4 protein-coding genes and 4 tRNA genes are annotated in these 4,269 nt (G+C 51.5%); 7 read left to right on the top strand and 1 reads right to left on the bottom strand.

Annotated features, from left to right (window positions below; all coding sequences use genetic code 11):
- The first annotated feature begins 146 nt into the window (after positions 1-146).
- Together murB and birA are read left to right on the top strand one after the other, a co-directional pair.
- The gene (gene murB, locus RTN40_RS20945; protein ID WP_312230016.1) at positions 147-1,175 is read left to right on the top strand and encodes a UDP-N-acetylmuramate dehydrogenase; all 1,029 of its coding nucleotides are present in this window, start codon (positions 147-149) and stop codon (positions 1,173-1,175) included.
- Positions 1,172-2,134 (top strand): bifunctional biotin--[acetyl-CoA-carboxylase] ligase/biotin operon repressor BirA, encoded by a 963-nt coding sequence (gene birA / locus RTN40_RS20940; protein ID WP_312230015.1) that lies wholly within the window; start codon positions 1,172-1,174, stop codon positions 2,132-2,134. The genes murB and birA overlap by 4 nt, the downstream gene beginning before the upstream one ends.
- 31 nt (positions 2,135-2,165) lie before the next feature.
- Here birA and coaA read toward each other — a convergent pair whose 3' ends face one another.
- Positions 2,166-3,116 carry a type I pantothenate kinase gene (coaA, locus tag RTN40_RS20935; protein WP_181016677.1) on the bottom strand — a complete coding sequence of 317 codons (951 nt, stop codon included), beginning with the start codon at positions 3,114-3,116 and terminating at the stop codon, positions 2,166-2,168.
- A gap of 401 nt (positions 3,117-3,517) precedes the next feature.
- On the opposite strand from coaA, the gene RTN40_RS20930 reads away from it, so the two are divergent.
- The 5 genes from RTN40_RS20930 to RTN40_RS20910 all read left to right on the top strand — a co-directional run.
- Positions 3,518-3,593 (top strand) — tRNA-Thr (locus tag RTN40_RS20930).
- Between the two features lie 8 nt (positions 3,594-3,601).
- Positions 3,602-3,686: transfer RNA gene (locus tag RTN40_RS20925), tRNA-Tyr, on the top strand.
- A 117-nt stretch (positions 3,687-3,803) separates the two neighbouring features.
- Positions 3,804-3,878, top strand: a tRNA-Gly gene (locus RTN40_RS20920).
- 6 nt (positions 3,879-3,884) lie between these two features.
- Positions 3,885-3,960, top strand: a tRNA-Thr gene (locus RTN40_RS20915).
- A 119-nt stretch (positions 3,961-4,079) separates the two neighbouring features.
- Positions 4,080-4,269 (top strand): GTP-binding protein (locus RTN40_RS20910; protein WP_021498352.1); only part of this gene is annotated, 190 nt, incomplete at its 3' end.

The raw sequence follows: 4,269 nt of genomic DNA, 5'->3' as shown, positions 1-4,269 counted from the left end.
ACTGCCAGGCATCAAACAAGCAGAAGGCCATCCGTAAGGATGGCCTTTTTGCGTTATTTCCTGCAAAGTAAGCCATTACGACAACCACAAGCGATCGTCCATCATATGGGGTACACTAGCCCTGTTTTTGTCTTTGGATGGCGTCTATGAATCACTCCCTTAAGCCCTGGAATACCTTTGGCATTGCGCATAATGCGAATCACATCGTGCTTGCCGAAAATGTGCAACAGCTCCTTAGCGCCTGGCAGAATGCCGCGCAGATCCAACAGCCAGTATTGATCCTGGGTGAGGGGAGTAACGTTCTTTTTCTGAATGATTTTGCCGGAACCGTTATTGTTAACCGCATCATGGGTATCGATATCACCGACAAATCTGATGCCTGGCATCTGCACGTTGGCGCTGGGGAGAACTGGCACCGGCTGGTTCAGTACACGCTGGGTAGAGGAATGCCTGGCCTGGAGAATCTTGCCCTCATCCCCGGTTGCGTAGGTTCATCCCCCATTCAAAACATCGGCGCGTATGGCGTTGAGCTACAGCGCGTGTGTGACTACGTTGACTGCATAGAGCTGGCCACAGGCCATATGCAGCGGCTTACCGCCCAGGCGTGCCGCTTTGGCTACCGGGACAGCATCTTTAAGCATGAATATCAGCACAGCCATGCCATTGTTGCGGTGGGGCTACGCTTGCCCAAAGCATGGCAGCCGGTACTGACTTATGGCGATCTGGCGCGTCTCGATCCCGCTACCGCCACGGCGCAGGAGATCTTTGATACCGTCTGCAATATGCGCATGAGCAAGCTTCCCGATCCTAAAGTCAACGGTAACGCGGGCAGCTTCTTTAAAAACCCCGTAGTAAGCACAGAGGTGTCGCAGCAGCTGCTGACTCACTATCCTGATGCGCCGCACTATCCACAGGCTGATGGCACCGTTAAGCTGGCCGCCGGCTGGCTTATCGATCGTTGCCAGCTGAAAGGCACAACGGTAGGGGGAGCGGCCGTTCATCGCCAGCAGGCGCTTGTGCTTATCAATGAGCACCAGGCGACCAGTAAGGATGTAGTAGCGTTGGCACATCATGTACGTCAGCAGGTAGGTGAAAAATTTAATGTCTGGCTGGAGCCGGAGGTGCGCTTTATCGGCCCAACGGGAGAAGTGAACGCTGTGGAGATTATTGCGTGAAGGATAATACAATTCCATTAACCCTGATTTCTATCCTTGCCGACGGCGAGTTTCATTCAGGAGAGCAGTTAGGCGAGCGCCTGGGAATGAGCCGGGCGGCCATTAACAAACATGTCCAAACCCTGCGCGACTGGGGCGTTGACGTCTTTACCGTACCCGGAAAAGGCTACAGCCTGCCGGAACCCATCCAGCTGCTAAGCCAGGAATTCATCAGTAGCCAGATAAACCAGGGCCAGGTAGCGGTACTGCCGGTTATTGATTCAACGAATCAGTACCTGCTGGATCGTATTGGTACCTTACAGTCAGGCGATGCGTGCGTTGCCGAATATCAGCTGGCAGGGCGGGGCCGACGCGGGCGTAAATGGTTCTCTCCTTTTGGGGCGAATCTCTATCTTTCCATGTACTGGCGTCTTGAACAGGGCCCTGCTGCTGCTATTGGACTGAGCCTGGTCATCGGTATCGTGATGGCAGAAGTGCTGCGCGACTTGGGTGCCAGCCAGGTACGCGTTAAGTGGCCTAACGACCTCTATTTGCAGGATCGCAAGCTGTCAGGGATCCTCGTTGAGCTAACGGGTAAAACCGGCGATGCGGCGCATGTGGTCATAGGCGCGGGCATTAATATGGTGATGCGGCAGGTTGATACTGAAGTGCTGAACCAGGGTTGGATCACTCTGCAAGAGGCGGGGATCAACCTCGATCGTAATACGCTGGCCGCCCGCTTAATCAACGAACTGCGGGTTGCGCTGGAACTATTTGAGCAGGAGGGCTTAACCCCCTACCTCTCCCGCTGGGAAAAACTGGATAACTTTATTAACCGGCCAGTCAAACTCATTATGGGCGAAAAAGAGATAGTCGGTATTTCACGCGGAATAGATGCGCAAGGTGCGCTACTGCTTGAGCAGGAGGGCGCAATTAAAGCATGGATGGGCGGTGAAATTTCGCTAAGAAGCGCGGAATAATAATGAGAAAGGGAGCTTAGCGCTCCCTCTTTTATTTGCGTAACCGAACCTGCTCAACTGCGTGATTAGCGCTTTTGGTCATGATAAGGCTCGCTCTTTCACGGGTAGGCAAGATATTCTCTTTTAGATTCAGGAAATTAATCTCCTGCCACAAGGAGGTGGCGACCTTAACGGCCTCCTCTTCAGAGAGCTTCGCATAGCTATGGAAGTAAGAGTCCGGGTTACTAAACGCCCCTTCACGGAATTTTAAAAAGCGGTTGATATACCAGCGCTGTAATAGCTCTTCCGGGGCATCGACATAAATAGAGAAATCGACAAAGTCCGAAACAAATACATGATGCGGATCGTGAGGGTAATCCATTCCGCTCTGCAACACATTCAGACCTTCGAGAATTAAAATATCGGGGTGGGTGACCGTCTTATCCCCATCCGGAATCACATCATAAATAAGATGGGAATAAACGGGGGCGGTCACGTCCGGCACGCCAGACTTGAGATCGGAAACAAACTTCACCAGCCGGTGCATATCATAGGACTGCGGGAAGCCTTTCTTCTTCATCAGACCGCGATCTTTAAGCACCTGGTTGGGATGGAGGAAGCCATCGGTGGTAATTAACTCCACCCGGCGGTGCTCTGGCCAGCGGCTCAGCAATGCCTGCAATACGCGAGCGGTAGTGCTTTTACCCACGGCCACGCTGCCGGCAATGCTGATGATATAGGGGATGCGCTGTCCGTTAGTACCCAAGAACTGTTCCAGTACCGCCTGACGGCGCAAATTGGAGCTGATATAAAAATTGAGTAAACGCGACAGGGGCAGATAGATCTCGGCAACCTCCTCAAGGGAGAGATCTTCATTAATACCTTTTAACCGCGCAATTTCCCCTTCCGTCAGGGTCATCGGCACCGAATCTCGAAGTGCAGCCCACTGGCTGCGGTTAAACTGTAAGTAAGGCGTCATTAACGTTTGCTCTGCTGCATTCATAAGCATGTTTCTGCCTGCCATTGATCGTCACCGTTGCGGAGATAAACGTTCAGCGATGCGCAGTCCTGAAAGACAGCTCAATGGCACGCTACATTGAAGTTTATTATGGACAATGGGCAGGAGGGTAACATCAGATTGCGGGTAAGGATAAGAAAAAATAGTGGCGAATAGTGCTTTCACTGATACGCATCACGTAACAGGATCGGCACACAATCGTTTAGTCTCTTTCTCACTTTCTCATCTCCCTGTATAAACCTACAAAACGTTGAATATTTGTTCGTCGTTGCATGAAATGACAGCATTTTTTCATGCCAGCGCACAAAATGTGAGCGATAGAACGTTTTATGCGATTTTTTTGTTGCATGAGTCCGCAGGTCTCCCTAGAATGCGCGCTACTTGATGCCGACTTAGCTCAGTAGGTAGAGCAACTGACTTGTAATCAGTAGGTCACCAGTTCGATTCCGGTAGTCGGCACCATCAAGTCCGGTGGGGTTCCCGAGCGGCCAAAGGGAGCAGACTGTAAATCTGCCGTCACAGACTTCGAAGGTTCGAATCCTTCCCCCACCACCACTTTCTGGCAGCGTTTTCGCCGCCGGAGTTGGTCAAAAAAATCGACCAGCTCGAACTTAAAAAGAGAGAGATCTCTTTTTTTGTTACAGAAAGAACTGGGTAGCCGAGTTTCAGGATGCGGGCATCGTATAATGGCTATTACCTCAGCCTTCCAAGCTGATGATGCGGGTTCGATTCCCGCTGCCCGCTCCAATACGTGCTGATATGGCTCAGTTGGTAGAGCGCACCCTTGGTAAGGGTGAGGTCCCCAGTTCGACTCTGGGTATCAGCACCACTTCACTTCTCCCTCCCGTTTCTCTCTGTTTCAATTTAAATGTATTCAACAGTTCAGGCATTTTCGCCTGGTTGATGTGGTGATATCACCGATTTATCCGTGTCTTAGAGGGACAATCGATGTCTAAAGAAAAGTTTGAACGTACAAAACCGCACGTTAACGTCGGTACTATCGGCCACGTTGACCATGGTAAAACAACGCTGACCGCTGCCATCACTACCGTTCTGGCTAAAACCTACGGTGGTGCTGCTCGCGCATTCGACCAGATCGATAACGCGCCGGAAGAGAAAGCTCGTGGTATCACCATCA

Source organism: Pseudescherichia sp. (assembly GCF_031987975.1).
Lineage (GTDB): Bacteria > Pseudomonadota > Gammaproteobacteria > Enterobacterales > Enterobacteriaceae > Pseudescherichia.
The sequence above is the reverse complement of the archived record's forward strand: the minus strand, read 5'-3'. Positions and strand labels throughout refer to the sequence as shown.